Here is a 26,097-nt window from a genome sequence, read left to right as displayed (position 1 = left end):
CATGCGCGCCCTGGTGGTGGGGTTGGTCCTCGGGCTTTCGGGGTGCGTTCCCGTGGCCATGCTACGGCCGCCGGAGCCGGCGCGGGGGACGGAGTGGTCCTTGGGGGGGACCCTTTCGGCCAACCCCTTTGGTGGCCGGTCGCCCGTCCTCCTTCTGCCCTACCTGGGCTACGCCCAAGGGGATGGGGTCTGGGAGTACAACCTCTCCCTCCAGTGGGGCCTTCGGGGAGGCGTGAAGCTGGGCCTGACCCCCGGGGTGGCCCTGGATGCGGGCCTCACCCTCCCGCCCGTTTTGGGCGAGGGGGCGGACTGGAGCCAGGGGGTGCCCGTGGACCTGGACGGGGGGGTCATCCTGGGCGGGGGAGGGTACTACCTCTCGCCCAGGCTCCATCTCCTGGGGGTTCCGGGACAGGGGTGGGGTTTGGCCTACCAGCTTTCGGCGGGGGTGTACGGCGGGGAGTGGCTGGGAGAGATAGGCGCCCTCGGCGGGTTCGGGGGCACAGGGGTTCTCCTTAGCCTTTCCGCTGCCTGGCGTTTTGGAACCTCTCCCTTAGCGCCCTAAGCCGCTCCCGCACCCTCTCCTCCCATCCTTCCCCCAGGGCCTCAAAGAGGAGGAGGTCCTCGAGGCCCCGGGGCAGGTACGGCTGGGCGAAGCTTCCCTCCTTGTCCTCGTGGTAGTAGGCGTAGCCTTTCCCGTGGCCCAGGGCGCGGGCGAGGCTTGTGGGGGCGTTCCTCAGGTTCGAGGGGACCTCGGCCTCGGGGTGGGCGGCCGCAGCCTCTTCCGCCCGCTTCCAGGCCGCGTAGAGGCTGTTGCTCTTCGGGGCCAGGGCCAGGTAGACCGCGGCCTCCACCAGGGCGAGCTCCCCTTCCGGGCTTCCCAGGGCCTCATAGGCCTCCTGGGCGGCCACGGCCAGGCGGAGGGCCAGGGGGTCGGCGAGGCCCACGTCCTCCACCGCCACCCGGATGAGCCTCCGGGCGAGGTACCGGGGGTCGGCCCCGCCCCGGATGAGCCTCGCCAGGTAGTAGAGGGCGGCGTCCACGTGGCTTCCACGCAGGGACTTGTGGAGGGCGGAGACCAGGTCGTAGAAGCGGTCCCCTTCCCGGTCCATGCCGAAGCGCTCCGCCCCCAGGGCCTCCCGCACGCTCTTTGGGTCCACCCGGCCGAAGCTTGCCGCAAGCTCCAGGGTGTTTAAGGCGAAACGGGCGTCCCCCTGGGCCGCGCTCGCGAGGAGCCTTAGGGCCTCCTCCTCGTAGGGCGTGCCGGGAAGCCCCCTGGGGTCCTCGAGGGCCCGCTTGAGGAGGGTGAAGAGATCGGCCTCGGTGAGGGGCCTCAAGGGAAAGAAGCGGAGGCGGGAGCGGAGGGCGGGGATGAGAACGAAGGCCGGGTTTTCCGCCGTGGCCCCGATGAGGGTGTGAAGGCCCGACTCCAGGTGGGGGAGGAGGGCGTCCTGCTGGGCCTTGTTGAAGCGGTGGATCTCGTCCAGGAAGAGCAGGAGGCCCCCCTTCGCCCTGGCCTCCTCCACCGCCTGGCGCACCTCCTTAAGCCCCGCCTCCACGGCGGAGAGTTTGAGGAAGGGCCTCCCCACCCCTTCGGCCAGGAGCCGGGCCAGGGTGGTCTTCCCCGTGCCCGGGGGGCCGAAGAGGACCATGGAGGAAAGCCGCTTCGCCTCCAGCATCCGCCTTAGAAGACCCTGGGGGCCGGTGAGGTGGGGCTGGCCCAGGACCTCGTCCAGGCTCTGTGGCCGGAGGCGTTCGGCCAGGGGCTCCACCCCTTCATGGTAAGGGGGCGTGTGGTAGGCTTGAGGGGAATGCGGGCGCTTTTTCTCTTGCCGTGGGGCCTGTTCCTTCTGGGCCTGGTCCCCTTGGTGGGGGTGGACCCCGTGGGGGAGGTGGGGCGGGGCCTGGGCCTCCTGATGGCCGCCCTTCTCGTGGCGGCGGTGGGAAGCCTGTATTCCCGCTTCCCCGTGGCCTTTCCCGTGCAGTTCTTCTTGGTTTTGGGCCTGGGGCTTCTCGCCTTCCAGCTTTCCCTAGAAAGCGCCCTTTTCCTCACCGGTCTCCGGGCCCCTGGGTACGCCGCCTTGGGAGGGGTGCTGGGGGCGGTGGCCCTGGGGGTGGCCTTCCTTCTGGGCACGGGGCAGCAGGCCCCCCTTCTCCCTCCCCTGCCGGGGGTGGGGACGCGGGAGGACCTCCTGCGCCTGGCGGGGGCCCTGGAGGGCCTGGCCCTGAGGCGGCCCCTGGTCCTGGTCTACCTCGCCACCCCGGTGGCCCCGGAGGGCCTGGAAAAGGAGCTTCGCCGGGGGGACCTGGCCTTCGCCCTCCCCGGGGGGTACCTTTTGGTCCTCCAGGCGGGCCGCCCCGAGGATGCCTTGGGGCTTCTTAAACGCCTGAAGGAGCGCTTCCCCCTCTCCGCCTACGCCGTGGAGCGCTGGCAGGGGGGAAGCCTGGAGAGGGTGCTGGCCCGCCTCGAGGCCGAGGCCCTCTTGCAGTCCCGAGCCCCTTAAGCCGGTGGGGGCTTGAGCCCGGTGTACCCTCCATGGGGTTACACCGCTTCCCGGTGTACGGGAAGCCCCCTTACCTTGACCCCTCCTGCCCTCCCGGGCCCTACCCTTAGCCTTAGGAGGTCCACCATGGAACAGGCCAAGGAGATCAGCCAGGCGTGGCAGGAAGCCCTGGAAACCTACGGGGAGCGGGAAGAGGAGTAAGGCCCACCCTTCTGGGTCCCCGCCGTGGCCAGACCCGCGGCGGGGTCTTGGCTTTCCCGGCGGGCTTCCCCTTGGGCGTGGCCTTGCCGTGGTCCACGTGGGCGCACCGGTCCCCCAAAGGCCCTAGGATAAGGGTATGTGGGCGGCCACCTTCTCCCTGGTGGCCAAGGACCCCCAAAGCGGGGATTTGGGCGTGGCCGTGGCCAGCAAGTTCCTGGCGGTGGGGGCGGTGGTGCCCTTCGCCCGGGCGGGGGTGGGGGCCCTCGCCACCCAGTCCTACGCCAACCCCCGCTTCGGGCCCCAGGGCCTGGCCCTCCTCGAGGCGGGGGCGAGCCCTCAGGGGGTCCTGGAGGCCTTCCGCCGCACCGATCCCCACCTGGAAAAGCGGCAGTTCGGCCTGGTGGCGGCCACCGGGGTGGATGGGGTCTTCGGCCCCGAGACGGAGCGGGCCTTTTTGGCCCTTATCGGCATGGAGAACCTGGAGGAACGCTACCAGGGGGGGCCGGAGGTGGACGAGGCCACCCTCGCCTACCTCAAGGAGAGGTTCGGATGGAGCTAGGAGCAGGGGGTGTGGTCTTCAACGAGAGGCGGGAGGTCCTCCTCCTCCGGGACCGCATGGGCTTCTGGGTCTTCCCCAAAGGCCACCTCGAGGAGGGGGAGGGCCTTTTGGAGGCGGCGGTGCGCGAGGTCTACGAGGAGACGGGGATTAGGCCGGAGGTCCTCCTTCCCCTCTACCCCACCCGCTACGTGAACCCCAAGGGGGTGGAGCGGGAGGTGCACTGGTTCCTCATGCGCGGGCAAGGGGAGCCCCGCTGGGAAAAGGGGATGACCGGGGCCGGGTGGTTTTCCCCCGAGGAGGCCCGGGCCCTCCTGGCCTTTCCCGAGGACCTGGGGCTTTTGGAGGTGGCCCTTGAGCGTCTACCGTTTTGAGGAGAAGGCCCCCAGGGTGCACCCCACGGCCTTCATCGCCCCGGGGGCCTTCGTGGTGGGGGATGTGGAGGTGGGGGAGGGGGCTTCCCTCTGGTTCGGGGCCGTGGCCCGGGGGGACCTGGAAAGGGTGGTGGTGGGCCCGGGGACCAACGTTCAGGACGGGGCCGTCCTCCACGCCGACCCCGGTTTCCCCTGCCTCCTGGGAGCCCGGGTCACCGTGGGCCACCGGGCGGTGGTCCACGGGGCGGTGGTGGAGGAGGGGGCCCTTATCGGTATGGGGGCGGTGGTGCTCAACGGGGCCCGCGTGGGCCGAAACGCCGTGGTGGGGGCGGGGGCGGTGGTGCCGGCGGGGACGGAGGTCCCCGAGGGGATGCTGGCCTTAGGGGTTCCGGCCAGGGTGGTACGCCCCGTAGACCCCCCGGGAAACGCCCCCCGTTACCAGGCCCTTGCCGAGCGCTACCGGAAGGCCCTTTCCCCCCTTGAACCCCCGAGGCGCTACCGCCTCACCCTAAGGGGCCAGGACGCCCTTAACCCCTTCAGCGAGGTGCACCTTCGCCTGAAGCGCACCAGAAAGGAGGCCCTCGAGGCCCTCAGGCGGGTGGCCCAGGGCTTTCCCCTGGGACCGGAGGAGGCCTTGCCCCTTCTGGAGGAGGGGTTCCTGGCTCCGGAGTGAGCCCGGGGCCACATAGGGAAGGGCAGAGGGGGGGCATCATGGAGCGCAAGATGGTGGAGCTAGAGGAAACCGGCTTGACCTTTGAAACCGAGGTGGACCTGGGGCGGCTCGAGGCCCTCTCCGCGGAGTGGCTCCGGGCCATCGGAGAAGATCCTGACCGGGAGGGCCTTCTTAAGACCCCGGAGCGGGTGGCCAAGGCCTGGGCCTTCCTCACTCGAGGGTACCGCCAGGACCTTAAGGAGATCGTCAACGGTGCCGTCTTCCAGGCCGAGGGGAGCGAGATGGTGGTGGTGAAGGGCATTGAGTTCTACTCCATGTGCGAGCACCACCTGCTTCCCTTCTTCGGCCAGGTGCACATCGGCTACATCCCGGACGGCAAGATCCTGGGCCTCTCCAAGTTTGCCCGCATCGTGGACATGTTCGCCCGCAGGCTCCAGGTGCAGGAGCGCCTGGCGGCCCAGATCGCCGAGGCCATCCAGGAGGTCCTGAAGCCCCAAGGGGTGGGGGTGGTGGTGGAGGGGGTCCACCTCTGCATGATGATGCGGGGGGTGGAGAAGCAGCACTCCCGAACTGTCACCAGCGCCATGCTGGGGGTCTTCCGGGAGAGCCAGAAGACCCGGGAGGAGTTCCTGAGCCACCTCAAGTGAACCCCCGCCTTGGCGGGGGGTTCCTCCGTACCTGGGCGCTGTCCCGTGCAGCCTTTTGGTCAGCGAGGAAGGCGCTTTCGGGACCCTCCTTCCCTCGGTGTCCGCGAAAAAAGGTAGCTTTCGCGAAGAAACTTCCACGCCCTTCCTCGCCGCCCCCACCTGGAGCACCCGCCGTGGACCAGGCGGTCCTCTCCGCCTTCCGGCGGGGACTCCTCACCCCCTCCCACGCTGAGGTGCGGGAGGGGGGCGTGTACCTGAAGGAGGAGGGGCGGAAGCGGCTCATCGCCCTGGTGGAGGAGCGCCTGTGGGAGGAGATGACCCACCCCCTTGGCTTCCGCAAGCCCTTGATGGAGCTCATAGAGGTCCAGGCCCGGCGCCTGAAGGCGGCCCTCCTGGGGAGGGGGGAGTACACGCCCTTCTACCTCTGGCCATAGGCCACGCTATACCTGTGCGCAAAATTGCGGCGCAAAAGCCATTCCTTGCGCTTTGAAAAGCATAGCTATCTCCAGGACGGCGTTCTTCCTATAAACTTTGACCCGCTCCAAGGTTGCTGTGTGTGCTATACTTCCCCTGACCTGGGCCTCCAGGTGGGGACCTTGAAAGCCAGTTCTTCCCTTGGGGATGGGCAGTATGCGTTTTCTCCTTCTCATCGCCCCTTTTGCTGTGAGTTCTGGACGGCAGAAACCCCCAAAAACCCCCGTTATTCGCCCCATGCATATTCCAGACTTCATCTTTCTCACAAACCCCCCCTCTGAGGGCACCGTCCAGGACGGAGTTCTCAGGGGGGTAGAGTTGCAAACCACTTAGCCCCGTAAGGGGATTGCGACCTTTGCCGTGTCTACGAAGCTTACCGCTTCACTCTTGTTGCAAACCACTTAGCCCCGTAAGGGGATTGCGACCCCAGAAGAAAGCCCTTCATTAGCCGTCAAAACCCGGAAAGTTGCAAACCACTTAGCCCCGTAAGGGGATTGCGACTCTCAGAACTCTACAATGACTTTCACCTCATCCCCTTCTGTTGCAAACCACTTAGCCCCGTAAGGGGATTGCGACCCGAGGTCGGCCACCTGGTGGCGCTTTTCTACCACCTGTTGCAAACCACTTAGCCCCGTAAGGGGATTGCGACAAGCCCCGAGGGTGCCCGGGGCCTTCACCCGCTCAAAGGCCAGTTGCAAACCACTTAGCCCCGTAAGGGGATTGCGACCTTTCGGGTTCCGTCCAGACCTCGGTCAGGACCTCAGAGTCCCGTTGCAAACCACTTAGCCCCGTAAGGGGATTGCGACTCCTGGGAGGGCAACCCTCCCAGGTCGATGACTAGAAGTTGCAAACCACTTAGCCCCGTAAGGGGATTGCGACTCGACCCCGCCGCGGATCCGGGCGTATTTGACCCTCATGTTGCAAACCACTTAGCCCCGTAAGGGGATTGCGACCAGTAGGTCTTGGGGTCGTCCTCCTCGCCGTACTCCCGGGGTTGCAAACCACTTAGCCCCGTAAGGGGATCGCGGTTGGCGGACAGGGCTCTTCTTGGAGGTGCGCACCTTGAGAAGGAGGGCTTGTGTGAGGTTGGAGAAGGCCTTTCTTCACCGCTATCTCCTGCCCCCGGGCCCCTTCAGCCTGCGCTTCTTTGGCCTGGGGGTGGCGGAGCTGGCCCTAAGGGGCTACCTGCCCCGCCCCGGGGCGGAAGAGGCCTTGGACCTAACGCCGGAGGAGGTGGAGGAGCAGAGAGAGAAGTAGGGAAAGGAGAAGGGACGAGGTGAGGGGAAGGTACACCCGAAGGCCTTCCCGCTCTATGCGGATGTCCCCCGGCAGGTGGCCGAACCAGGCGAAGAGCTTGGGGAAGTAGAGGAGCAAGGCCCCTAGAAGGAGCAGGAAAAGCCCGGCGTAGACCAGAACCTTACCCACCTCCATCCTTCACCTCCAAGAAGGCCGTGAGGGCGGCCCCCAGAAGCCCCGCCTCGCTTCCCAGAAGGGCCTTCCGCAAGGGCGGGGCCTCCCAGCCCTGGAGGTAGTGGCGGTAGGCGGCCTCCAGGGCCTCCCAGTAGCCCTCGGGGGCGTTCAGGGCGATGCCCCCGCCCACGATCACCACCCCGGGGTCAAAGGCCTTTACCAGGCTGGCGAGGCCTATCCCCACGTAGCGGGCGGCCTGGAGGAGGAGGCGCCTGGCCTTGGGGTCACCCTCCTGGAAGAGGCGGAAGAGCTCCCGGGTGTCCACGGGGCGGTGGTAAGCGTAGGCGGCGTCCCGCTCCAGGGCGCGCCCCGCCGCCAGGGCCTCGAGGCACCCTTCCAGTCCGCACCCGCAGGGAGGCCCCCCGGGGAGGAGGGTCAGGTGGCCAAGCTCCCCCCCTTGCCCCCTTTCCCCCCGGAGCACCCGCCCCCCCAGGACCACGCCCCCCCCGATGCCGGTGGAGACCGTGAGGTAGAGGGAGCTCCCCTCCCCCTTCCCCGCCCCCAGGTGGTGCTCGGCCAGGGCGGCGGCGTTGGCGTCGTTTTCCAGGTGCACGGGCCTCCCCGTGGCCTCTTCCAGAAGGCGGCGGATGGGGAAGTTCAGGAGCCCCGGGATGTTGGGGGTGAAGCGGATGACCCCTTCCCGGAAGTCCAAGGGCCCCGGGGTGCCGAGGCCCACGGCCTCTCCCCTCGCTCCCGCCCCCTCCTCCGCCTTTTGCACCGCCTCCGCCAGGGCCCGCACCACCGCTACCCCGCCCTCCTTGGGGGTGGGAAGGACCACCTTGGAGAGGAGCCTCTCCCCGTCAAAGACCCCGGCGGCGATCTTGGTCCCGCCCAGGTCCAGGCCCACCACGGTCATGGAACCTCCTCCTGCAGAAGGGCCTCGGCCTCCCCCCAAAGGGCCTCGGGCACGAAGAGGGCCACATCCCCCATGTAGGTGCCCAAGGCGGCCTCGGGAAGGCCGGCAAAGGGGGTCTCCAAGAGCACGGGGATGCCCTTGGCCTCGAGGCGCCTCTTGAGCCCCTCGGCCACGGGCCTGGGGGCGGTGAGGAGCTTCCGGTAGGGGGTTCCGGCCACTAGGCGGCGTTCCATAGGGCCTCCACCAGAAGGGCGTACTCCCTGCCCGCGGCCTCCACCTCGGCCAGGGGGATGTGCTCCTTGGGGGTGTGGGCCAAGGCGGGGTCCCCGGGGCCAAAGCCCAGCACCGGGGCCCTGGCCCCCAGGTAGGGAGCGTCGGTGGTGAAGGGCCAAAAGCCCGCCTCCTCCTGCCCCAGGGCCTTAAGGGCCGCCTGGAGGAGGGGGTGGTCCTCCGGGAGGCGGTAGGGGGGCCAGAGGGCGGGGAGGGTCATCCGCACCTCCCCCGAGGTCCGCTCCTCCTCGGGGACGTAGAGGGAGGGGGGGCCCAGGGTCCTCAGGCGCTCTAAAAGCTTCTCCAGGTCGGCCTCCGGCTCGTAGCGCGCGTCCAGGTAGAGCCGCACCACCCCGGGGGTCTGGTTCCTGGCCCCGGGGTAGGTGTCCACCCGGGTGGGGGTGAGCTTCACCCCTTGGGGGAGGGAAAGCTCTTTTAGGGCCAGGAGGTACTCCGCCAGGTCAAAGAGGGGGTTTTCCGGCCCGGACAGGGCGGCGTGGGCTTCTTCCCCTTCAAAGTCCGCCCACACCTCCGCCCGGCCCCGGTGCCCCCGCACGAGCCTCCGCCTCGAGGGTTCTCCCAGGACGAAGGCCAGGGGGGAAAGCCTCCCCGCGGCGTAGCGGCTTCCCAGGCCCCCCACCTCCTCCTGCACCACCGCCAGGAAGCGCACCCTCCCCTTCAGGGGCCTTTTGGAAAGAGCTTCCAGGGCCATGAGCATGGCCACCAGGGGGCCCTTCATGTCCACCGCCCCCCGGCCCCAAAGGGCCCCCTCGGCCACGGCCCCCTGGGGGTGGGGCCAGCGGGCGGGGTCGCCTGCGGGCACCACGTCCAGGTGCCCGGTGAGGACCACCTCGGGCCCCTTCTCCCCCAGAAGGGCCTCCACGTTGCCCGCCTCGTCCAGGCCGGCCTCGAGGCCCAGCCCCTTGAGGGCCTCCAGGAGGAGGGCCGCCGCCTCCCCTTCTTGCCCGGGAAGGCTTTCCGCCTGGAGGAGGCGGGAGAGGAGCCTGACCCAGTCCACGCCCCTATCCTACACCCCGGGCGAGGCCCGCCTGGTAGAGGGCGATGCCCAGGGCCACGGAGGCGTTCAGGGACTCGGCCTCGGGGCGGATGGGGATGCGGAAGAGCTCGTCGCAGGTCTCCCGCACCAGCCTCCGCATGCCCTCCCCCTCCGAGCCCACCACCAGGACCAGGGGCCTCCGGAAGTCCAGTTCCCCCGGGGTCTTCTCCCCCCGCACGTCCAGGCCGTAGACCCAAAGGCCCCGCTCCTTGAGGTCTTTGAGGGCCCGGGGGAGGTTCTTCACCTTCACCACCGGGATTTTTAGGGCAGCCCCTGCGCTGGCCTTCAGGGCCAGGGGGGAGAGGGGGGCAAAGCGGCGCTCCTCGGAGACCACCCCGTGGGCCCCCAGGGCGAGGGCGCTCCGGATCATGGCCCCGTAGTTCCGGGGGTCGGTGATCCCGTCCAAGGCCACCAGAAGGGGCGTCTCCTTCCGAGCCTCGGCCAGGCGGAGGGCGTCCTCCAGGGTGGCGTAAGGGGGTTCTTCCACCTCCGCCGCCACCCCCTGGTGGTGGGTGGTCCTGAGGAGGGCGTCCAGCTCAATGCGGGGCACCAGGGTGTAGTCCGCCCCCAGCCTCTTGAGTTCCCGGAGGAGCCAGCCCTCCACCCCCTTGGCCACCAGCACCCGCCGCACCTGGCCCGCCTTGAGGGCCTCGAGGACCGGATTCCGCCCGTAGATCCACATGGCCCGAGTCTAAAGCGCCTTGCCGTATGATGGAAACAAGGAGGTGCCCATGTACAAGACCATCCTCATGCCCACAGACGGCAGCCCCTGCAGCTTCCAGGCCCTGGAGCACGGCCTCGGGCTCGCCAAGGCTCTGGGGGCCAAGGTCCACTTCCTCTACGTTCTGGAAAACCCCGCCCAGGCCATCTGGATCGCTCCGGAAAGCGTCCCCTACGGCCTGGAGCTCTTGGAGGACCTGAAAAAGGCCGGGGAAGAGGCCATACGGAAGGCCCTGGCCCTAGCCCAGGAGAAGGGGGTGGAGGCCACGGGGGAGGTGAGGGAAGGAACCCCCATCCCCACCATCGTGGAGGCGGCCAAGGGCTTTGACCTCTTGGTCATGGGCACCCACGGGCGCACGGGCCTGGACAAGCTCCTTCTGGGCTCGGTGACGGAAGGGGTGTTGCACCGGGTCTCCGTCCCCGTCCTCGTGGTCCGCTGCCGCTAGATGCGCTTTCTCTCCGTCTTCGTCTCCTCCCGCCTCTCCCCGGAGGATCCCTCTTACGCCAGGCTGGTGCGCTACGGGGAGGTCGTGGCCGAGGAGGGCTTTGGCCTGGCCTGCGGCGGGTACCAGGGAGGGATGGAGGCCCTGGCCAAGGGGGCGAAGGCCAAGGGGGGCCTGGTGGTGGGGGTGACGGCCCCCGCCCTTTTCCCCGAGAGAAAGGCCCCCAACCCCTTCGTGGACCTGGAGCTCCCCGCCGCCACCCTTCCTGAGCGCATGGGCCGGCTTCTGGACCTGGGGGCGGGGTATCTGGCCCTGCCCGGGGGGGTGGGAACCCTGGCGGAGCTCCTTCTGGCCTGGAACCTCCTCTACCTGAGGCGGGGCCTGGGGCGGCCCTTGGCGGTGGACCCTTACTGGCTTGGCCTCCTTAAGGCCCACGGGGAGATCGCCCCCGAGGATCTGGCCCTCCTTCAGGTGGTGGGGGACGAGGAGGACCTGCGCCGCTTCCTGAGGAGGCTATGAGCGAGACCCTTTTGGTCTACGTGCCCGACCTCGGCCAAGGGGTGAGCTTTTACCAGGCCCTGGGCCTGGCCCTGGAGGAGCTTCCTCCCCGGGGAGGCCCTCCTCTCCCCCAAGGAGGGCCCCCTTCTTCTCCTCCGGCCCGGGGCGGGAGGGGTGGAGCGGGGACCGCAAAGGCCGAGGCCCGAGGGCCAGGGCTTCGCCCGGGTGGCCTTGGAGGAGGGTCGGATCGTCTTCCTGGTGGAGAGCCTTCCCCACGAGAAGCTCCGCCTCGGCAAGTACGGCCTCCCCTTTCGCGAGGCGGGGGATCACCTCCTCCTCTTTGACCCCGGGGAGAACCCGGTCTTGGTGCGGGAGGGGTAGTGGCCGCGCGGCTTTGGCTTCTGGACCTGGACGACACCCTCCTCCGGGACCACGCCGTGACCCAGGAGGTCCTGGAGGCCCTGGGGCGGGAGGTGGGGGTGGAGGGGCTTTACCCCGCCGTGCGGGCGCGGGCCGAGGTCCTCTTCCGGGAGGCCCCCTTCTACCCTTGGGCGGAGCGGATCGGCCACTCGGCCCTGGAGGCCCTCTGGGCCCGTTACACCACCCCGGGCCTCGAGGCCCTGGCGGAGTGGGCCTGGCCCTTCCGCGAAAGGGTCTTCCGGGAGGCCCTCTCCCGCCTCGGGGGGCCCGGGGAAAGGGCGCGGGCCCTCGCCGAGGCCTTCTTCCGGGAAAGGCGGCGCTACCCCCTCTTCCCCGAGGTGCCGGAGTTCCTCGAGGCCCTGAGGGAAAGGGGGGCGGTCCCCGTCCTCCTCACCAACGGGGTGCCCGACCTCCAGCGGGAAAAGCTCTTCGGGGCGGGGCTTGGGGGGGCCTTCGCCCTCACCTTGATCTCCGGGGAGGTGGGCCTGGGCAAGCCCGACCCCGGGCTTTTCCGCATGGCCCTGGCCGCCTTCGGGGCAGGGCCGGAGGAGGCGGTGATGGTGGGGGACAACCCGGAGCGGGACGTCCAGGGAGCCCGCCTTGCGGGGATACGGGCCGTCTTCGTGGACAGAGGCTTCCGCAAGCCCGACCCCCGTTACCCCGCCCACCTGGAGGTGAAGGACCTGCGGGAGGCCCTCCTCCTCCTTTCGTGACCTCCTTCCGGGAAGGAGGGGGGCCTAGCCGGTAGACTCTTCCCATGTACGAGGCCCTGCTCTTCCTGCACAACCTGGTGCGCTGGTTGGTCCTGGCCTTTGGCCTCTACGCCCTGGGGCGGCCCGAGCCCCGGCCCGGGGCCCTCTTCGCCCACACCCTCACCCTCCAGGTGGCCCTAGGGGTGGCTCTGGCCTTCCTGAGCCCCTTGGTGCAGGGGGCCTTGGCCAACCTGGAGGCGGCCCTGGCCACCCCGGGGGAGGCCCGCTTCTTCGTGGCCGAGCACTGGGTGGGGGGGCTTGTGGCCCTGGGCCTGGCCCACGGGGGGCTGGCCCAGGCGCGCAAGGGGAGGCCCCTGGCCCGCCTCCTCTTCGGCCTGGCCCTGGCCGTGCTCCTCCTTTCCATCCCCTGGTTCCGGCCCCTATTCCGCCTCTAGGTAGGCGAGGGCGGCGTACCCCACCACCCGTTCCTCCTCCCCCCCGGCCTCGGCGCTAGTGGCGTAAGCCAGGAGCCTGGGCCGCCACCCCAGGGCCTTGGCCAAGGCGGTGAGGCTGGCCCAAGGAAGGGCCCCGCAGGCCTCCCTCCGGGCCAGGCCTTCGGCGTCCAGGGCCAGGGCCACCTCCAGGGTCTTGCGGTCTATCCCCCTGGCCAGGGGGTCGGGGTGGTAGTGGGAGAGGTCGCTGCTGGCCACCACCAGGTCCTCCGGGCCGAGCTCCCCAAGGAGGGCCTCCCCCGCTTCCTCGGGGTCCACCTCCCCGAAGAGAAGGGGGAGGATGGGGACGCCCGGGAGGGCCACCTGAAGGAAGGGGAGGAGGACCTCGAGGCTGTGCTCCTCCTCAAAGGGGGGCCGGTACTCCCGGAAAGGAAGCCCCAGGGCGAGAAGCCTCTCCCCGCCCAAGAGGTCCACCGCCACCTCCCCCAAAGGGGTGCGCCAGGCCCGGTAGGGGAAGAAGGCCACCCCCCGGAAGGCCACGAAGTGGCTCGGGCCCAGGAGAAGGACCCGCCTGGCCTTTCCCCGCCAGGCCCCAAGCGCCCGGAAGGCCTCGGCCGCCACCTTCCCCGAGTAGCGGTAGCCCGCGTGGGGGGAGAGGGCCCCCCGGAGGGCGGGAAGGGGCGGGGTTTTGGCCTCCTGGAGGAGGCTTTCCACCAGCCTTCGGAGGGCCTCCCCCTCCCCTGGGTAAAAGCGTCCCGCCACGGCGGGGGGCCTCACCAGGTCCATACCCCGGGGACCCTCCTCCCGCACCCGGGGCAGACCCCGGGGGTCTCCCAGAGGGCCTCTGCCCGGAAGCCCCGCCTCCTCAGGAGAAGCCTCCCGCAGTCCGGGCAGTAGGTGGAGCTCCTCTCCTCGTCCAGGACGTTTCCCACGTAGACGAAGCGGAGGCCCTCCTCCTTGGCGATCTCGTAGGCCCGCACCAAGGTGGCGTGCCGCGTGGGCCGGAGGTCCGGCATCCGGTAATCGGGGTGGGCGGCGGTGAGGTGCCAGGGGATCTCGGGAGAAAGCCCCCTGAGGAACCTGGCCATGGCCCGGACCTCTTCCTCCGAGTCGTTATGGCCTTCCAGAAGCAAGGTGGTGACCTCCACCCAGACCCCGCTGGCCACCAGGTACTCCAGGCTCTCCAGCACGGGCTTGAGCCGGGCCCCGCAGATCTCCCGGTAAAACCTCTCGGTGAAGCCCTTGAGGTCCACGTTGGCGGCGTCCAGGTAGGGCCTGATGTAGTCCCAGGCCTCCTTGGTCTCAAAACCGCTGGTCACGAAGATGTTCTTCATGCCCCGGGCCTTGGCCAGGCGGGCGGTGTCGCGGGCGTACTCTATCCAGACGGCGGGCTCGTTGTAGGTGTAGGCGAGTAGCCTCACCCCCAGGGCCTCGGCCTCGGCCACGAGCCTTTCCGGGGGCCAGTCCTCCCCGATGGGGCGGTCCAGACGGCCTTCCGGCGAGACCCGAAACTCCCGGAACTGGGATATCTGCCAGTTCTGGCAGAAGGCGCAGAAGAGGTTGCACCCCACGGTGCCCACGGAGAGGATCCCCTCCCCGGGGTGGAAGTGGTAGAGGGGTTTCTTCTCCACCGGGTCCAGGTGGACCGCGGCGGCCTTGCCGTAGGTGACCAGGTAGAGCCTTCCCCCCAGGTTGCGCCGCACCCTGCACTTCCCCGTCCCCCCCTCGGGGACGGCGCAGAAGTGGGCGCAGGCCCGGCACTGCACGAAGCCCTTGGGAAGGGGGCGGAAGAGGTCGGCTTCCCTCAGGGTGGCGGCTAGGGTCATTTGATACCGCTGGCCTCATTGTAGCAAACTGGGGTCGTGGGCCCCTTTCCCCCGGAGAAGGAGGAGGACTTTGCCCCCTTTTTCCCCGAGGAGGTCCTCGCCCGGGGCCTGGCCTATGCCCAGGAGGGACGGGTTCTCAGGGTCTACCGGGTGGGGGGGAGGCTTTTGGGAGAAGTCCAGGGCTCCGAGCCCGCGCCCTACCGGGTGGAGGTGGGGCCGGGGATGGCGGGGGCCTGTACCTGCCCCTACCCCTTCTTCCCCTGCAAGCACGCCGCGGCCCTCCTCTACGCCTACCTGGCCCAAAGGCCCAAGGAGGACCTCCTCCTGGCCTTAGACCGCCTCTCCCTCGAGGAGGCCAGGGGTCTCCTCAAAGCCCTGGCCCAGCTTCCCGAGGTGGCCCTCTGGCTGGCCGAGGCCCTCGTTCCCCAGGAGGCCTTCCTGGAAGGGGTCGGGGCCCTCCGGCGGGCCTTCCGCCTGGGAGGGGGGGAGGAGGAGGCGAAGAGGCTCCTCCTGAAGCTTCCCCGGGCGGGGGAGAGGGAGGTGGGGCGCTTTATGGAGGCCCTCCTCCAGGCCCCCTTTGACCCCGAGCCCTACCTCAGGGCGGCCCTGGCCCGCTACCTGGAGGTCCGGGGCGACCCCGCCCTCCTCCTCCGCCTCTACCTCAAGGCCCCTTCCCCTTCCCTGGAGGAGGCCCTTCTCGCCCTGGGGAAGGAAAGGCCTGAGGCCCTCTTTCCCCTTTTGCAGAGGGAACCTTCCCCCCTGGCCCGCGCCCTAAGGGCCGAGCTCCTCTTGGCCCTGGGAAGGGAGGAGGAGGGGCTGGCCCTCCTCCGGGAGGGCCTGGAGGGGGTGGAGGACTACCTGGCCTTCGTGGGGCGGCTCCTGGCCTTGGGGAGGCGGGAGGAGGCCCTGCGCTACGCCGAGGAGGCGGTGGCCTGGTTCGGCAAGGACCCGAGGCTTTTACCCCTTCTGGACCTCCTCGCCGCCCACCGGGGGAGCCTCGAGGACCACCGGGCCCGCTTTGCCCTGAGGCCCAACCTGGAGGACTACCTGGCCCTGAAGGCCAAGCTGGGCCGGGCCTTCGCCGAGGAGAGGCCGCACCTCCTGCGAAAGGTCCAAGACCCCGCCCTCCTCGCCCGCATCCACCTCCTGGAGGAGGACTGGAAGGCCCTGGACCGCCTCCTCCGGCGGGCCCCCCCGGAGGCCTACCCCGCTTTGGCGGAGGCCCTGGAGGCCAGGCTTCCCCAAGAGGCGGTGCGGCTTTACCTGGAGGCGGCGGGGCGGGGGGTGGAAAAGGGCACCCGCAAGGCCTACCAGGAGGCGGCGGGGCTTCTTGCCAGGGCCTCCCGCCTGGACCCCAAGGCGGCTAGGGCCATGGCCCGGAACCTCCTTAGGGCCTACCCCCGCCGCAAGGCCCTGAGGGAGGTTCTGGCCCCCTTTCTCGCCGAGGGCTCATGAGGACCCCCACCGCCCCCCGTTTGCACCACGCGGTGGTGCCCGCCGTGGAGGCTTTGGTGGAGCGCTTCCCCTTGACAGGGAGGGGGCCTTGCCCCATAGTAAGGCTTGCGGCCAGACCTTGGAGGGTTGGCCGAGCGGTTGAAGGCGGCGGTCTTGAAAACCGCTGTGGGGTCTTCCCCACCGGGGGTTCGAATCCCTCACCCTCCGCCAAGGGCTTGGAGAGGTGGCCGAGTGGTCTAAGGCGGCACCCTGCTAAGGTGTTGCACCGGGAAAACCGGTGCCGCGGGTTCGAATCCCGCCCTCTCCGCCAAGCGCCCGGGTAGCCCCGGGCCTTTTCCTTATGCCATGGTGCCCCTGCCCCCCCTTGCTCCCTGCCGCTTCCTCCTGCGGAAGAACCGCTTCCTGGTGGAGGCGGACGTGGGGCCTCTGCACCTTCCCAATAGCGGCCGCATGGCCGAGCTGCTCCTGCCCGGTACCCCGTGCCACTACCACCCTAAGCCCACCCCCAGGACCCTAGGCCGCCTGGTTTTGGTGGAGCGGGAAGGGGTTCTGGTGGGGGTGGACGCCGCCTTGGCCGCCCGGGTCCTCGAGGCCCTCCTCCGAGAAGGGTTCTTTGGCCCCCTGGAGGACCTGAAGCGGGAGGTCTCCGTGGCCGGGGAAAGGCTGGACTTCCGGGCCCGGGTTAGGGGAAGGGAGGCGTTCCTGGAGGCCAAAAACTGCAACCGGGTGGAGGGGGGCCTTGCCCTCTTTCCCGATGCCCCCACCCTCAGGGGGGCCCGGCACCTCCGCCTCCTCGCCCGCCTCGCCCGGGAGGGCTATCAGGCCTTGGCCGTATGGGTGGTGCAGCACCCCCTGGCCCGGGCCTTCGCCCTGGACCCCATGGACCGGGCCTTGGGGCAGGCGGCCAGGGAGGCCCAGGAGGCCGGGGTCCGGCTCCTGGCCTTCCGGGTGCGCCCCACCCTGGAAGCCCTCCACCTCGAGGCCCCCCTCCCCTGGGTCTGGCTCAGCCCCCGAGGAGGATCTGCAGCGCCACCATGAGGGCCACGGAGAGGGTGAGGACCGTGGCCACCCCCTCGGCCTCGGCTTCTTTGAGGGCCTCGGGGAGGATCTCTGCCACCGCCATCCAGATCATGGCCCCGGCGGCGAAGCCCAGCCCCACGGGCAGGGCGGGCTTGAAGGCCTCCACGAAGAGGAAGGCGGGCACGGCCATAAGGGGTTGGGGGAGGCTGGAGAAGACGCTCCAAAGGGCGGCTCCCAGCACGCCCACCCCCCGCGGGATGAGCACCAGGCTGATGGCCAGCCCCTCGGGGATGTTGTGCACGGCGATGGCCAGGGTGATGAAGACCCCCAGGGCCTCCCCGCCCCCGAAGGCCACCCCCACCCCCACCCCCTCGGCGAAGGAATGCAGGGTCATGATGCCCACGATCATGAGAGCCTTACGGGCGTCCAGGCCGTTCAGGGCGCCGAAGCTCACCTCCCGGCCCTGGAGGTAGCGGTGGGAGAGCTGGATGAAGAAAAGCCCCAGGAGGACCCCCAGGAGGGTGCGGCCCAGGCTGTACTGGACCCCTTCGTAGATAAGGCCAAAGCTGGCAGCCAGCATGAGCCCGGCGGCGGCGGCGTTGGCCAGGCCCAGGTGCCGGCTCAGGATGTTCTGGGTGAAGAGGAAAGGGAGGGCCCCGAGGCCCGTGGCGATGGCGGTGAGGAGGGCGTAGAGGAAGACGCTTGAGGGGGAGATGGGCAAAGCGTCCATGGCCTTCATTTTATTGTAAGTGATTACTACTTGCAACTAGCCAGTCCCGGACCGCCCGGGCCACCTCCTCCCGGTCCCGGTCCAGGAGGAGGTCGTGGCCGCTATGGGGAAAGACCAGGTAGTCCTTCCTGGGGCTTCCCAAAAGCTCGTAGTAGCGGCGCACCCCCTTCACCACCCGGTCCTTTCCCGCCTCCACCACCAGCGCCCGGGCCTTCACCCGGGGGAGGGCCTCCGGGGTCTTCCGTATGAGGGCGAGGAGCTCCAGGACGGCCCGGGTGGGGAAGTAGGGGTAGTTGGGGTTTTGCTTCCTGAGCTCGGGGTCCTCAATGGAGGGGGGGCCGGGAAAGCGGGGGACGAGCCGGTGGAGGTAGGGGGCCAGGGGGGCGAGGGGGTTCTTTAGGCCCAGGGCCGGGGCCAGGGCCACCAGGGCCTCGGTGGGGTGGCGGGCCGCAAGGTGGGCGGCCAAAAGCCCCCCCATGGAAAGCCCCACCACCCCCCGGGGCTCGGGGAGCTCCAGGTAGGCCCCTTCCGCCGCCATGAGCCAGTCCTGAAAGCCCACCTTCAGGAGGTCCTCGGGCCTCGTACCGTGGCCGGGAAGGGCGGGTTGGCTCACGGCGAACCCCGCTTCCTTCAGCCGTTCCGGCAGAGGGCCCAGGGTGAGGACGGGGTGGGAGGTGAACCCGTGGAGGAGCAAGAGGTGCATGCCCCAGCATACCCCGCCTGGACGTCGGCGAAGGAGCGTGGTAAAACGGGGGGGAATGCTTGCGGGCAACCTCGCCGAGTTTCCCTTTCCCGCCCTGGTGGGCGCCCTCATGAGCGCCGGGCGCACCGGGCGGCTCGTCCTCAAGCCCCCTTTCCTGGAGGCGGAGGTCTACCTCCGGGGAGGCCAGGTGGTCCACGCCAAAGCCCAGGCGGGGGAGCGTTCCTTGGAGGGGGAGGAGGCCCTGGACCTCTTGGCGGGTCTTAGGCGGGCCCCCTTCACCTTCGAGCCCGAGGCCCTTCCGCCCCACACCACCCTCCTGGGGGGGCTCGCCGTCCCCGCCCGCCTGGCCGAGGCCCAGGAGGTATGGCAGGGGCTCAGCCTTCCCAGCGACTGGAGCTACGTCCTCCGCCTAAACCCCAGGGGCGGGGAGGTGGAGCTTTCCCCAGAAACCCTCCAGGTGCTGGCCCAGGTGGAGGGGAAGCCCATCGCCCAAGTCCTCATGGCCCCCGGGGTCTTGCGCCTGGCCCGGGTCCTGCACACCCTTTTGCAGGTGAGGGTCCTCGAGGCCGTCCCCCGGGTGGAGGTGTCCCCGGTCTCCCTCCTGGTCCTTCCCATCTACGGCCCGGGCTCCGGGGTGGCCTACGTGGACGAGGCCCTGTACGCCGAGTGGGCCCGGGCCATCCGCCATGGCTTTCGCCTGCGCCTCTTGGGGCGGGAGGCGGCGATGGAGGTCCGCCCTAGGCCCAACATCCCCGGGCGGCTCGGCCTTCTGGAGGAGGACCTGAGGCGCCTCCGCCTCCGCCGGGGGGATAAGGTGGAGGCGGTGCCGGAGGTGTAGGTATGGATATCCTGGCTCTGAACGAGTATCTGAACCGGATCGTTTACGGCTTCCCCATGAAGCTGGTCTTCCTCCTGGTGGGGGCTTATTTGGTTATATTCCAGATACGTTGGTTCCAAGCCCCTCTCCGGATGCTCCGGGTCTCCTTCGCCGAGACCTTTGGGGCCATCCGCGAGCGGGCCTATGGCTTCGGCGGCCAGATCACCCCCTTCCAGGCCACCATGGTGGCCCTTTCCGCCACCATCGGCACCGGCCACCTCCTAGGCATGCTGGCGGCGGTTCTCCTTGGGGGGCCAGGGGCCGTGTTCTGGATGTGGGTGGGCTACTTCTTCGGCACGGGCACCAAGTTCGCCGAGGCCACCCTGGCCGTCCACTTCCGCCGGCGCTTCGCCGACGGCTCGGTGTCCGGCGGGCCCATGTACTACCTCTCCCGGGGGCTCCCCAGGCTGCGCTTCTTGGGCCACCTCTTCGCCTTCTTTGCGGCGGTGGCCGCCTTCGGCATCGGCAACCTCTCCCAGGCGGGGGCGGTGAGCGGGGCCTTGGTCCCCTTGGGGGTCCCCCCGGCCCTGGTGGGCCTTTTCCTGGCCCTCCTGGTGGGGGTGGTCCTGGGCGGGGGGATCGTGTGGGTGGCCCGGTTCGCCCAGGTGGTGGTGCCCCTGAAGCTTCTCCTCTTCCTGGGGGCGGTGGGACCCCTCCTGGTCCTCTACGGGGCCCATATCCCCGAGGCCTTGGCCCTGGTCTTCCGAGCCGCCTTCACCCCGGAGGCGGCTTTGGGGGGCGCTGCGGGCTATAGCCTCTTCGCCGCCCTCAACGCCGGGCTTGGCCGGGGCATCTTCGCCAACGAGGCGGGGCTGGGCTCGGCCCCCATCGCCCACGCCCAGGCCCAGGTGGACCACCCGGTGCGGCAGGGCTTCTGGGGGGTGACGGAGATGTTCGTGAGCTTCCTGGTCACCAGCCTCACCGCCCTCGCCTTCCTGGCCTCGGGCCTCTGGCAGAAAGGGGGAAGCGCCGCCGAGGCCGCCCAGGCCCTCTTCCAGGCCCACCCTTTGGGCGGGGCCATCCTGGCCCTCACCGTGGCCGTCTTCGCCCTGGGGACCATGGTCTCCTGGGGGTTTTACGGGGAGGAGGCGGCGGCCTTCCTCTTCGGGGAGGGGATTCGCTGGCCCTACCGCCTCACCTTCGCCACCTTGGCCTTCGTGGGGCCTTTGGGGGGCCTCGAGGCCTTCCTGGCCATTTCCGACACCCTAAACGGCCTCATGGCCCTCCCCAACCTCCTGGGCCTCGTGCTCCTGGGGGGCGTGGTGGGCCGCCTGGTCTACGGCTTCTTCCGCGGGGAGCCCTGGGTGCCGCCCCGGTAACGCCCTTTCCCCGGGGCGGCAGGGCGAAGGAAACCGGAAGCAGGGTAAGCGCCCGCGCCTTGGTTCTGCGGCATGAAGGCCCCTTGGGGGCCCCCGCTGCTTAGCCCCCGCCCCGGCTGGCGGCGAAGGCGATGCGGTTAAACCAGGCTTCCGCCTCCTCGCCCTCCACCTCCACCCGAAGCTGGGGGATGGCGAGGCTTCCCACCCTTAAGGGCTCCACCTCCCGGAAGCGCACCCGGGCCCCGGGGAGGCGGTAGACCCCTTCCCCTTCCCTCGTCCCGCCCCACTCCTCCAGGTAGCGCTCAAGGAGCCAAGGGGGAAAGGCCCCGAAGGTCCGTTCAAACCCGCCCCCCGCCACCGGGGGGAAGAGGTCCAGGGTGGCCTCGGGGGAGAGGGGGGTGGAGAGGCCCTGGAGGTAGCGCACGTCCCGGCCCTCCAGAAAAACCGAGACCCGCTCCGCCAGGTCTTCCCCCGCAAAGAGTTCCCCCTTTAGGGCGGGATAGGCCCCCACCAGGTGGGAGAGCACCTCCCCCACGGTGCTCCCTGGAACCACAAGCTGGCTTTTCCCCACCAGGTCCCGGAACGTGGCGTAGAGGTTTACCTTGGGCATACCCCGAGTCTAAAGGAAGGCCAGGGTTCCCCCGGGAGGGAGGCCAAGTACCCCGCTCTGGCTTGCGCCAGAGCGGGGGCCCCAGAAGGGCCTTCGTGTCGCAGAACCAAGGCGCTGGCCTTTAGTCGGCGGCCTGGGAGAGGATGCCCAGCTCTTGGAGCTTGGCGGGGGGCACCACGCCCTTTTCCCAGCCCCGCTCCTGGTAGTACTCCTGGAGCATGAGCTCTAGCTCGGTGAGTTGGCCCTTGGAGCCCGCGCAGTCGGAGGGCTCCTTGAGGAAGCGCTCGGGCAGGTAGTCCGAGCCCTCGGCCCAGCCCGCCAGGTTGTTGTAGTAGCGCTCCAGGTTGTAGATGCGCTCGCCGATCCTGAGGATTTCCTCCGGGCTCACCGGGCGGCCCCAGTAGGCGGAAAGCTGCTTGGCGTACTCCTCCGGGCCCTCGGCGAACTGGCTGAACTTGCAGAGGTCCAGGGAGTCGGTGAAGGCGGAGAGGTCCTGGAAAAGCTTGGTGAGCTTGCCCTTCCCCTCCCAGGCCAGGGGGTCGGTCTTGTAGGGAACCCCAAGGATCTCCGAGGCCGGGGTGTAGGCCCTAAGGTGGCAGGCCCCCCGGTTGGAGGTGGCGTAGGCGATGCCCATCCCCTTGAGCCCCCTGGGGTCGTAGGCGGGGATGGACTGCCCTTTGACCTCCAAGGAGATCTCCGGGTGGCCGATGGTCTTGGCGAAGCGGGCGGGGCCCTCCGCCAGCATGTCCCCCACGCCCCGGCGGTAGGCGATGGCCTCGAGGACCCGCACCTCCCCCTCCTTGTCCCCGAAGCGGACCCCGTCCTCGCCCCGGTAGTAGCCCTTCTCCGTGGCCTCCATGAGGACGGCGATGGCGTTCCCCGCCTCAATGGTGTCCATGCCGTAGGCGTTGCAGAGGTAGATGGCGTATCCCGTCCAGTCGGTGTCCGTGTGGCCCGAGTGGGCCCCTAGGGCCCAGGCGGACTCGTACTCGTAGGACTCAAAACGGATGGTCTTGCCGTTGATGTGGACCTCCACCATCTTCTTGCAGGCCACGGGGCAGGCGTGGCAGGTGTTGTCCTTGATGAGGCGGTGCTCGCGGATGTACTCCCCGGAGATCTTCTCCACCCCCTCAATGCAGGTGTGCTGGGCGTTGAAGGTGGGCAGGGCCCCCATGACGTTGGTGATGTTCATGAGGACGTTGGTGCCATAGAGGGAGAGGCCGCCCTTCTTGGGGGCGGTGACGTTCTTGGGGTCGTTGATGGTGGCCGAGGCCAGCCGGTCCGCCTCCCGCCAGAGCTCGGGGTCCTTGGGCTGGGGCATCTTTTCCTGCCTGCCCACCACCACGATGGCCTTGAGCTTCTTGCTCCCCGCCACCGCCCCGGTGCCGCCACGGCCCGCCGCCCGCTCGTCGTTGTTGATCCAGTTGGCGAAGCGCACCAGGTTCTCCCCAGCGGGGCCGATGGCCATCACGTCCGCTTCCTCCCCGTGCCGTTCCCGGAGGATGCGGTGGACCTCGTGGGTGGTCTTGCCCCAGAGGTCCGTGGCCTCGTGGATGGAAACCTCCCCGTCCTTCACCAGGAGGTAGACGGGCTTTTCCGAAGCCCCCTTGATGAGGAGGCCGTCAAACCCCGCCCACTTGAGCTTGGCGGCGGTCCAGCCCCCCATGTGGCTGTCGGTTACGGTGCCCGTGAGGGGGCTTTTGGTGACCACCGCCAGCCTCCCCGACATCTTGGCCCGGGTGCCGGAGAGGGGGCCGTTCATGATGCAGAGGAGGTTCTCCGGGCCCAGGGGGTCCACCTGGGGGCCGTTCTCAAAGACGTACTTCACCCCAAGGCCCCTTCCCCCCACGTACATCTCCAGGTCCTTGGGGTCGGGGGCGAAGTACTCCACCTTCCCCGCGCTCAGGTCAATACGGGCGATCCTGTGGGCATATCCACCGAGCATCCTCCACCTCCTTAGATAAACCGCGCCGCACGACGGAACAAGGACTTCGCTTAGGTTCCGGAAGATTATACCACCGGGCCCCGGGGGGAATGTAAAGTGGGGCATCATGCTGGCCCTGGCTGGGGAAACCTTGGTGGACCTGGTGCTGGAGGGGGAGGGCTCTTTGCGCTTCACCGGGGCCTTGGGGGGTTCCCTCCTCAACACGGCGAGCGTTCTGGCGCGGCTTGGGCTTCCCGTGCGCTTCCTCTCGGAGGTGGGGACGGACTGGCTCTCCGCCTGGAGCGAGGAGGAGATGGCCAGGCGGGGTATAGAGGCCCGGCTTCAGCGCCACGAAGGCCCCATGCCCCTGGCCCTGGTGCGCCTGGACCGGGAGGGAAACGCCCGCTATAGCTTCCACCGTCCCTTCCAAGGGCCCTTCCGCCCCGGGCCCGGGGCCCTGAAGGGGGCCAAGGCCTTCCACTTCGGCTCCCTCTTGGCCCTCGAGGCCCGCGCCCAAGAGGGCCTGGCGGCCCTTCTGGAGGAGGCCCGGAAGGAGGGAGCCCTGGTCTCCTTTGACCCCAACCTGCGCCACCCCCCGAAGGCGGCGGAAAGGGACCTCGTGGCGGATTACCTCGCCCGCGCGGACCTCCTGAAGCTCTCCCTGGAGGACGCCCGCCTCCTCTTTCCCGAAGGCCCCGTGGAAGGGGTGAGGCGCCTTCCCCTCCCCTTAAAGGTCCTCACCCTGGGCCCCGAGGGGGCGGTGGCCTTCCTGGGGGAGGGGGAGGTGCGGGCGCCTGGGGAGAAGGTGGCGGTGGTGGACACCGTGGGGGCGGGGGATACCTTCGCCGCGGCCTTCCTCGCCCTCCTCGGCAGAAAGGGTTACGGCAAGGGGAACCTGGGGGCCCTTTCCCGGGAAGACCTGGAGGAGGTCCTGAAGGGGGCCGTGGCCCTTTCCGCCCTGGCCTGCACCGTGCGGGGGGCGGGGCTTCCCGAGGAAGGGCTTAGGGCCTGGAAGGAGCGCTTCCTAAGGGATTAGGAGGACCTTGCCCGTGGTCCTCCTGCCTTCCAAGGCCTCGTGGGCCTCCCGGGCCCTCTCCAAGGGGTACTCGGCCCCGATGCGCACCTTAAGCCACCCCTCCCGCACCGCCTGAAAGACCTCCCCGGCCCGCCAAAGGAGCTCCTTGCGGCTTGCCGTGTAGTGGTGGAGGGTGGGGCGGGTGAGGAAGAGACTTCCCTTGCGGTTCAGGACCTGGGGGTCCGTGGGCGGCACCGGCCCCGAGGACTGGCCGAAGAGGACCAGCATCCCCCGGGGGCGGAGAGCCTCGAGGCTTCCCTCAAAGGTTTCCTTCCCCACCCCATCGTAGACCACGTCCACCCCGCCCCCGGAGAGGGCCTTCACCGCCTGGGCGAAGCCCTCGTAGGGGAGGGCGTAGTCGGCGCCCGCCTCCAGGGCCAAGCTCCTTTTTTCCTCCGTGCTGGCCGTGGCGTAGACCGTGGCCCCCTTCCGCTTGGCCCACTGGATGAGGAGCTGCCCCACCCCCCCCGCTCCCGCATGGACCAGGACCTGGCTCCCCTGGGCCACGGGGTAGGTGCTCTCCAGAAGGTAGTGGACCGTCATGCCCTGGAGGAGGACGGCGGCGGCAAGCCTGGGGTCCAGGCCCACGGGGACGGGCACGAGCCTCTCCGCGGGGACCACCTGGTACTCGGCGTAGGCGCCTTGCACGTTGGCGAAGGCCACCCGGTCCCCGGGCCCCACCCCCACCACGCCCTCCCCCACCTTCTCCACCACCCCGGCCCCTTCCTCCCCCAGGGTGAAGGGGAGGGGCATGGGGTAGAGGCCTTTCCGCTTGTAGGTGTCAATGTAGTTGACCCCGATGGCCTGAAGGCGGACCAGGACCTCTCCGGGCCCGGGCTCGGGGAGGGGAAGCGCCTCGAGCCTCAAGACCTCCGGTCCGCCCACCTCGTGCACCCGTATGGCCCGCATGGGAGGAGTCTACCTCCCATGCGGGCTCGAGGCCACCCCTTGACGCGCCGATAACTTTGCAGTACAAAGTTATTTGTGGAGGTGAAAGATGAACGCCAAGCGGGCGCTGGTCTGGACCTGGCTCCTCCTCGCCCCGGCCCTGGGGGGCTCCCTGGGGTACGGTTTCCTGGGCTTCCAGCAGGGCGGCTTTCAGGGGGGCGGGGGCGGCTTCGGGGTCTTCCAAGGGGTGGCCCTGGGCGGGGAGGCCTGGGGCGGGTCTTCAGGTAGTGGCGGGGCCTTTCTGATGGGTCCCCTCCTCCCCTGGGGAGAGGGGTTCTACCTCCTTCCCGTCCTGGGCCTTGGTGGGGAAAGCCGGGCGGGGGGCGGTTTTCTCCTGGACCTGGGGGTCCGGGCCTTCCTGCTCTTCGGGCGGGAAGGGGGCTGGCTTCTGGGCCTCGGCGGAGGGTACGCCCTTCCCCTGGGGTTTGCCGGAGGGGGCGGGTACTTTAGGGTGCTCCTGGGGGGAGGCAGGCCGTGAAACGGGAGGAAGCCCGGACGCTTTTAAAGCGCCTGGACCAAGCGGAGGGGGAGGCCCGGCTAAGGCTCGCCCTCCTGGGAGGATGGGCCCTCGTGCTTTGGGGCGCGCTCTGGGCCTTGGGAGGCTTTCTCCTGGCCTGGAATCCGGAGGTGGGAGGGCGCTTCTGGACGGTGGCGGGCCCCCTGGGCGGGCTCCTCTCCTTCTACCTGGGGGCCCGGCAGGGGGTGAGCGTGAGGACCTTCCTGGGGCTCCAGACCTTCTACTTCTGGGCCCTCCTCACCCTCTTCGCCCTCCTCCACTGGCTCCTCCTCCTCCCGCCCACGGACCTTAGGGGGGAAAGCTTCCTGGTCAGCCTGGTGGCCTTCGCCTACGCCTACCTGGGCACCCTATGGCGGATCCCGGGAATGGCCTGGGCAGGGCTAGGGCTCTTCGCCGTGGACCTCGTTTTCTATCGGGCCTTCCCCCACCTCTTCCACCTGGGGATGGGCGCGGTGGGGCTTTGGGCCCTGGTCTACGGGGGGGTGCTCCTTTGGCGCTGGACCCGGTGATCCACCAGGAGACCCGCCTCCGGATCATGGCCCTTCTCTATGCCCTGGGGGAGGGGGCCCGGGCGGAGTTTTCCTGGCTCAGGGACGCCCTGGGCCTCACGGAGGGCAACCTCTCCAGCCACCTGGCCAGGCTGGAGGAAGCCGGGTACGTGCGGGTGGAAAAGGGGTACCGGGGCAAAAGGCCGAGGACCTGGGTGGCCCTCACCCCCCAGGGCCGGGCGGCCTACGAGGCGCACCGCAGGGCCCTCCTGGAGCTTCTGGGAAGCGAGGGATAGGGCAG

At 69.4% G+C, this 26,097-nt stretch carries 34 protein-coding genes, 2 tRNA genes, 1 pseudogene and 1 CRISPR repeat array; of the genes and pseudogenes, 23 read left to right on the top strand and 14 right to left on the bottom strand.

All coding sequences use genetic code 11. From position 1 onward, the window contains the following. Position 1 precedes the first annotated feature (1 nt). Entirely contained in the window at positions 2–562 is a 561-nt protein-coding gene (locus ACZ5RK_RS02305) for a hypothetical protein (protein ID WP_464909518.1), read from the top strand. Here ACZ5RK_RS02305 and ACZ5RK_RS02300 read toward each other — a convergent pair. Then, positions 513–1,769 carry a replication-associated recombination protein A gene (locus tag ACZ5RK_RS02300; RefSeq protein WP_464909517.1) on the bottom strand — a complete coding sequence of 419 codons (1,257 nt, stop codon included), beginning with the start codon at positions 1,767–1,769 and terminating at the stop codon, positions 513–515. The two genes, ACZ5RK_RS02305 and ACZ5RK_RS02300, sit on opposite strands and share 50 nt — an antisense overlap. A gap of 39 nt (positions 1,770–1,808) precedes the next feature. On the opposite strand from ACZ5RK_RS02300, the gene ACZ5RK_RS02295 reads away from it, so the two are divergent. The 6 genes from ACZ5RK_RS02295 to ACZ5RK_RS02270 all read left to right on the top strand — a co-directional run bounded on the left by ACZ5RK_RS02295 (position 1,809) and on the right by ACZ5RK_RS02270 (position 5,386). Continuing rightward, the gene (locus tag ACZ5RK_RS02295) at positions 1,809–2,501 is read left to right on the top strand and encodes a hypothetical protein (protein WP_464909516.1); all 693 of its coding nucleotides are present in this window, start codon (positions 1,809–1,811) and stop codon (positions 2,499–2,501) included. Between the two features lie 337 nt (positions 2,502–2,838). Continuing rightward, positions 2,839–3,261, top strand: coding sequence for a DUF1028 domain-containing protein (locus ACZ5RK_RS02290; RefSeq protein ID WP_464909515.1), 423 nt, complete (start codon positions 2,839–2,841; stop codon positions 3,259–3,261). Then, entirely contained in the window at positions 3,252–3,632 is a 381-nt protein-coding gene (locus ACZ5RK_RS02285) for an NUDIX hydrolase (protein WP_054647937.1), read from the top strand. Before ACZ5RK_RS02290 ends, ACZ5RK_RS02285 begins: the two co-directional genes overlap by 10 nt. Further along, positions 3,613–4,305, top strand: a complete 693-nt coding sequence (locus ACZ5RK_RS02280; RefSeq protein WP_464909514.1) for a gamma carbonic anhydrase family protein — start codon at positions 3,613–3,615, stop codon at positions 4,303–4,305. The genes ACZ5RK_RS02285 and ACZ5RK_RS02280 overlap by 20 nt, the downstream gene beginning before the upstream one ends. Before the next feature lie 38 nt (positions 4,306–4,343). Next, a complete protein-coding gene (folE, locus tag ACZ5RK_RS02275) occupies positions 4,344–4,952 on the top strand; it encodes a GTP cyclohydrolase I FolE (RefSeq protein ID WP_054647812.1) in 609 nt (202 codons plus the stop codon). 173 nt (positions 4,953–5,125) lie between these two features. Next, entirely contained in the window at positions 5,126–5,386 is a 261-nt protein-coding gene (locus ACZ5RK_RS02270) for a CRISPR-associated endonuclease Cas1 (protein ID WP_054647811.1), read from the top strand. A gap of 6 nt (positions 5,387–5,392) precedes the next feature. On the opposite strand, the gene ACZ5RK_RS02265 is transcribed toward ACZ5RK_RS02270, so the two are convergent. Then, a complete protein-coding gene (locus ACZ5RK_RS02265) occupies positions 5,393–5,692 on the bottom strand; it encodes a hypothetical protein (protein WP_464909513.1) in 300 nt (99 codons plus the stop codon). A 51-nt stretch (positions 5,693–5,743) separates the two neighbouring features. Further along, positions 5,744–6,455: direct repeats of the CRISPR family, unit length 36 nt; unit sequence GTTGCAAACCACTTAGCCCCGTAAGGGGATTGCGAC. A 51-nt stretch (positions 6,456–6,506) separates the two neighbouring features. Between ACZ5RK_RS02265 and ACZ5RK_RS02260 the strand changes: the two genes are divergently transcribed. Continuing rightward, complete coding sequence (locus tag ACZ5RK_RS02260) at positions 6,507–6,683, top strand: hypothetical protein (RefSeq protein ID WP_464909512.1); 177 nt, start codon at positions 6,507–6,509, stop codon at positions 6,681–6,683. On the opposite strand, the gene ACZ5RK_RS02255 is transcribed toward ACZ5RK_RS02260, so the two are convergent. The 5 genes from ACZ5RK_RS02255 to rlmB are packed head-to-tail and all read right to left on the bottom strand — an operon-like array spanning position 6,645 to position 9,761. Beyond that, positions 6,645–6,857 carry a DUF2905 family protein gene (locus ACZ5RK_RS02255; protein ID WP_054647848.1) on the bottom strand — a complete coding sequence of 71 codons (213 nt, stop codon included), beginning with the start codon at positions 6,855–6,857 and terminating at the stop codon, positions 6,645–6,647. The genes ACZ5RK_RS02260 and ACZ5RK_RS02255 overlap by 39 nt on opposite strands. After that, positions 6,844–7,752: a glucokinase gene (locus ACZ5RK_RS02250; RefSeq protein WP_464909511.1), complete on the bottom strand. Its 909-nt coding sequence runs from the start codon at positions 7,750–7,752 to the stop codon at positions 6,844–6,846. The genes ACZ5RK_RS02255 and ACZ5RK_RS02250 overlap by 14 nt, the downstream gene beginning before the upstream one ends. Continuing rightward, positions 7,749–7,985: a putative signal transducing protein gene (locus ACZ5RK_RS02245; protein ID WP_464909510.1), complete on the bottom strand. Its 237-nt coding sequence runs from the start codon at positions 7,983–7,985 to the stop codon at positions 7,749–7,751. The genes ACZ5RK_RS02250 and ACZ5RK_RS02245 overlap by 4 nt, the downstream gene beginning before the upstream one ends. Then, positions 7,970–9,040 (bottom strand): M20 family metallopeptidase, encoded by a 1,071-nt coding sequence (locus ACZ5RK_RS02240; protein ID WP_464909509.1) that lies wholly within the window; start codon positions 9,038–9,040, stop codon positions 7,970–7,972. Before ACZ5RK_RS02240 ends, ACZ5RK_RS02245 begins: the two co-directional genes overlap by 16 nt. A 4-nt stretch (positions 9,041–9,044) precedes the next feature. Beyond that, complete coding sequence (rlmB, locus tag ACZ5RK_RS02235) at positions 9,045–9,761, bottom strand: 23S rRNA (guanosine(2251)-2'-O)-methyltransferase RlmB (protein WP_054647730.1); 717 nt, start codon at positions 9,759–9,761, stop codon at positions 9,045–9,047. Positions 9,762–9,810: 49 nt separating this feature from the next. Between rlmB and ACZ5RK_RS02230 the strand changes: the two genes are divergently transcribed. From ACZ5RK_RS02230 to ACZ5RK_RS02210, 5 genes and pseudogenes are all read left to right on the top strand, one after another. Next, complete coding sequence (locus ACZ5RK_RS02230) at positions 9,811–10,245, top strand: universal stress protein (RefSeq protein ID WP_464909508.1); 435 nt, start codon at positions 9,811–9,813, stop codon at positions 10,243–10,245. Next, positions 10,246–10,761 carry an LOG family protein gene (locus ACZ5RK_RS02225; RefSeq protein ID WP_464909507.1) on the top strand — a complete coding sequence of 172 codons (516 nt, stop codon included), beginning with the start codon at positions 10,246–10,248 and terminating at the stop codon, positions 10,759–10,761. It abuts the gene before it with no gap. Then, a pseudogene (locus tag ACZ5RK_RS02220) lies at positions 10,758–11,121 on the top strand (hypothetical protein). The gene ACZ5RK_RS02225 and the pseudogene ACZ5RK_RS02220 overlap by 4 nt, the downstream one beginning before the upstream one ends. Then, positions 11,121–11,873, top strand: coding sequence for an HAD family hydrolase (locus ACZ5RK_RS02215; RefSeq protein ID WP_464909506.1), 753 nt, complete (start codon positions 11,121–11,123; stop codon positions 11,871–11,873). Before ACZ5RK_RS02220 ends, ACZ5RK_RS02215 begins: the two are co-directional and overlap by 1 nt. Positions 11,874–11,917: 44 nt before the next feature. After that, the gene (locus ACZ5RK_RS02210; RefSeq protein WP_464909505.1) at positions 11,918–12,307 is read left to right on the top strand and encodes a hypothetical protein; all 390 of its coding nucleotides are present in this window, start codon (positions 11,918–11,920) and stop codon (positions 12,305–12,307) included. On the opposite strand, the gene amrB is transcribed toward ACZ5RK_RS02210, so the two are convergent. Both amrB and amrS read right to left on the bottom strand, forming a co-directional pair. After that, positions 12,293–13,090, bottom strand: a complete 798-nt coding sequence (gene amrB / locus ACZ5RK_RS02205) for an AmmeMemoRadiSam system protein B (protein WP_464909504.1) — start codon at positions 13,088–13,090, stop codon at positions 12,293–12,295. The genes ACZ5RK_RS02210 and amrB overlap by 15 nt on opposite strands. After that, entirely contained in the window at positions 13,078–14,130 is a 1,053-nt protein-coding gene (gene amrS / locus ACZ5RK_RS02200; protein WP_464909503.1) for an AmmeMemoRadiSam system radical SAM enzyme, read from the bottom strand. The genes amrB and amrS overlap by 13 nt, the downstream gene beginning before the upstream one ends. A 36-nt stretch (positions 14,131–14,166) precedes the next feature. On the opposite strand from amrS, the gene ACZ5RK_RS02195 reads away from it, so the two are divergent. From ACZ5RK_RS02195 to ACZ5RK_RS02180, 4 genes are all read left to right on the top strand, one after another. Then, on the top strand, positions 14,167–15,585 hold the full coding sequence (locus ACZ5RK_RS02195) for an SWIM zinc finger family protein (RefSeq protein WP_464909502.1): 1,419 nt from the start codon (positions 14,167–14,169) through the stop codon (positions 15,583–15,585). Between the two features lie 120 nt (positions 15,586–15,705). Next, positions 15,706–15,795: transfer RNA gene (locus tag ACZ5RK_RS02190), tRNA-Ser, on the top strand. 7 nt (positions 15,796–15,802) lie between these two features. Further along, positions 15,803–15,895 (top strand) — tRNA-Ser (locus ACZ5RK_RS02185). 35 nt (positions 15,896–15,930) lie between these two features. Beyond that, complete coding sequence (locus ACZ5RK_RS02180; protein ID WP_464909501.1) at positions 15,931–16,623, top strand: DNA/RNA nuclease SfsA; 693 nt, start codon at positions 15,931–15,933, stop codon at positions 16,621–16,623. Here ACZ5RK_RS02180 and ACZ5RK_RS02175 read toward each other — a convergent pair. After that, positions 16,589–17,335: a ZIP family metal transporter gene (locus ACZ5RK_RS02175; RefSeq protein WP_464909500.1), complete on the bottom strand. Its 747-nt coding sequence runs from the start codon at positions 17,333–17,335 to the stop codon at positions 16,589–16,591. The genes ACZ5RK_RS02180 and ACZ5RK_RS02175 overlap by 35 nt on opposite strands. A 10-nt stretch (positions 17,336–17,345) precedes the next feature. Then, positions 17,346–18,038, bottom strand: coding sequence for an alpha/beta hydrolase (locus tag ACZ5RK_RS02170; protein ID WP_464909499.1), 693 nt, complete (start codon positions 18,036–18,038; stop codon positions 17,346–17,348). A gap of 55 nt (positions 18,039–18,093) precedes the next feature. Between ACZ5RK_RS02170 and ACZ5RK_RS02165 the strand changes: the two genes are divergently transcribed. Further along, positions 18,094–18,876 carry a DUF4388 domain-containing protein gene (locus ACZ5RK_RS02165; RefSeq protein WP_464909498.1) on the top strand — a complete coding sequence of 261 codons (783 nt, stop codon included), beginning with the start codon at positions 18,094–18,096 and terminating at the stop codon, positions 18,874–18,876. Positions 18,877–18,878: 2 nt separating this feature from the next. Further along, positions 18,879–20,234 carry an alanine/glycine:cation symporter family protein gene (locus ACZ5RK_RS02160; protein WP_464909497.1) on the top strand — a complete coding sequence of 452 codons (1,356 nt, stop codon included), beginning with the start codon at positions 18,879–18,881 and terminating at the stop codon, positions 20,232–20,234. 100 nt (positions 20,235–20,334) lie between these two features. Here ACZ5RK_RS02160 and ACZ5RK_RS02155 read toward each other — a convergent pair whose 3' ends face one another. Next, positions 20,335–20,844 carry a ubiquitin-like small modifier protein 1 gene (locus ACZ5RK_RS02155; RefSeq protein ID WP_054647348.1) on the bottom strand — a complete coding sequence of 170 codons (510 nt, stop codon included), beginning with the start codon at positions 20,842–20,844 and terminating at the stop codon, positions 20,335–20,337. 121 nt (positions 20,845–20,965) lie between these two features. Beyond that, positions 20,966–22,789 carry an aldehyde ferredoxin oxidoreductase family protein gene (locus ACZ5RK_RS02150; RefSeq protein WP_464909496.1) on the bottom strand — a complete coding sequence of 608 codons (1,824 nt, stop codon included), beginning with the start codon at positions 22,787–22,789 and terminating at the stop codon, positions 20,966–20,968. Positions 22,790–22,895: 106 nt separating this feature from the next. Here ACZ5RK_RS02150 and ACZ5RK_RS02145 point away from each other — a divergent pair, with 106 nt between their 5' ends. Further along, complete coding sequence (locus ACZ5RK_RS02145) at positions 22,896–23,804, top strand: carbohydrate kinase family protein (RefSeq protein ID WP_464909495.1); 909 nt, start codon at positions 22,896–22,898, stop codon at positions 23,802–23,804. Here ACZ5RK_RS02145 and ACZ5RK_RS02140 read toward each other — a convergent pair. Next, positions 23,793–24,752 (bottom strand): quinone oxidoreductase family protein, encoded by a 960-nt coding sequence (locus tag ACZ5RK_RS02140; protein WP_464909494.1) that lies wholly within the window; start codon positions 24,750–24,752, stop codon positions 23,793–23,795. The genes ACZ5RK_RS02145 and ACZ5RK_RS02140 overlap by 12 nt on opposite strands. Before the next feature lie 88 nt (positions 24,753–24,840). Here ACZ5RK_RS02140 and ACZ5RK_RS02135 point away from each other — a divergent pair, with 88 nt between their 5' ends. Genes ACZ5RK_RS02135 through ACZ5RK_RS02125 form a run of 3 tightly spaced genes read left to right on the top strand, consistent with a single transcriptional unit; the run spans position 24,841 to position 26,092 of the window. After that, the gene (locus ACZ5RK_RS02135) at positions 24,841–25,269 is read left to right on the top strand and encodes a hypothetical protein (RefSeq protein WP_464909493.1); all 429 of its coding nucleotides are present in this window, start codon (positions 24,841–24,843) and stop codon (positions 25,267–25,269) included. After that, on the top strand, positions 25,266–25,817 hold the full coding sequence (locus tag ACZ5RK_RS02130; RefSeq protein WP_464909492.1) for a hypothetical protein: 552 nt from the start codon (positions 25,266–25,268) through the stop codon (positions 25,815–25,817). Before ACZ5RK_RS02135 ends, ACZ5RK_RS02130 begins: the two co-directional genes overlap by 4 nt. After that, on the top strand, positions 25,799–26,092 hold the full coding sequence (locus tag ACZ5RK_RS02125) for a winged helix-turn-helix domain-containing protein (RefSeq protein WP_464909491.1): 294 nt from the start codon (positions 25,799–25,801) through the stop codon (positions 26,090–26,092). Before ACZ5RK_RS02130 ends, ACZ5RK_RS02125 begins: the two co-directional genes overlap by 19 nt. Positions 26,093–26,097 lie beyond the last annotated feature (5 nt).

The organism is Thermus kawarayensis JCM 12314, assembly GCF_055393575.1.
The sequence above is the reverse complement of the archived record's forward strand: the minus strand, read 5'-3'. Positions and strand labels throughout refer to the sequence as shown.